Origin of the sequence: Leptolyngbya sp. CCNP1308 (assembly GCF_034932455.1) — a bacterium.
Taxonomy (GTDB): domain Bacteria; phylum Cyanobacteriota; class Cyanobacteriia; order Phormidesmidales; family Phormidesmidaceae; genus Nodosilinea.
Window position 1 is genome coordinate 1 of record NZ_JAYGIH010000067.1, and the last position, 804, is coordinate 804.

Annotated in this window: 1 protein-coding gene; it reads left to right on the plus strand. The window is 57.0% G+C overall.

The genetic code is table 11. The features are described from left to right. On the plus strand, positions 1–770 hold a 770-nt coding region (locus VB780_RS14260), incomplete at its 5' end, for an IS5 family transposase (RefSeq protein WP_323351827.1). Positions 771–804 lie beyond the last annotated feature (34 nt).

An 804-nucleotide genomic window follows, 5' to 3' on the forward strand; every position in this document is an offset into this window, starting at 1 on the left:
ACTTAACCCGAGCCCAGTACGAACTTCTGAGTGATTTACTGCCCGCCGCCAAGCCCGGTGGCCGTCCGCGAAGCGTGGATTTATGGGAGATTCTCAACGCCATCCTGTATTTACTCGTCGAGGGCGTGCAATGGCGGGCGTTACCGGGAGACTTTCCGCCATGGCCAACGGTGTATACCTACTTTCGTAACTGGCGGAAGGATGGCACCTGGATCGCCCTTCATGACCATCTGCGGGAATGGGTACGCATCGAGCAAGACCGCCGCGCCCAGCCGTCAGAGGCGGTCATTGATAGCCAAAGTGTGAAAAGTTCAGCCTTCGTACATGAGGCGGTGGGCTACGATGCGGGTAAAAAGATTAAAGGTCGCAAACGGTTCGCCGTCGTCGATACGCTGGGCCTAGTGGCACGGGTGTTGGTCACCGCCGCCAATGTGCCCGTGCGAGAGGGCGGCAAGCAGGTGCTTGCCCGAGTTAAAGAAATGGGAGCCTCGATGGCCCGGCTAAATCTGATTTGGGCCGATGGAGGGTTTGACGGCCCCGCCTTCATGATGTGGGTGATGGATACCTGTCGCTGGATCGTCGAGGTCGTCTTACGACCGCAGCAGACCAAAGGGTTTGTCCTGCTGAAGAAACGCTGGGTGGTCGAGCGGACCTTTGGATGGTTGATGGGATGCCGACGCTTGGTGCGAGACTACGAACGGTTGCCGGAAACATCGGAAACCCTCATTTACCTCGCCATGATCCGTATCATGGTCAGGCGATTAGCATGATTTTTGACCCCATCCGACTTTTCAAACACCCTCT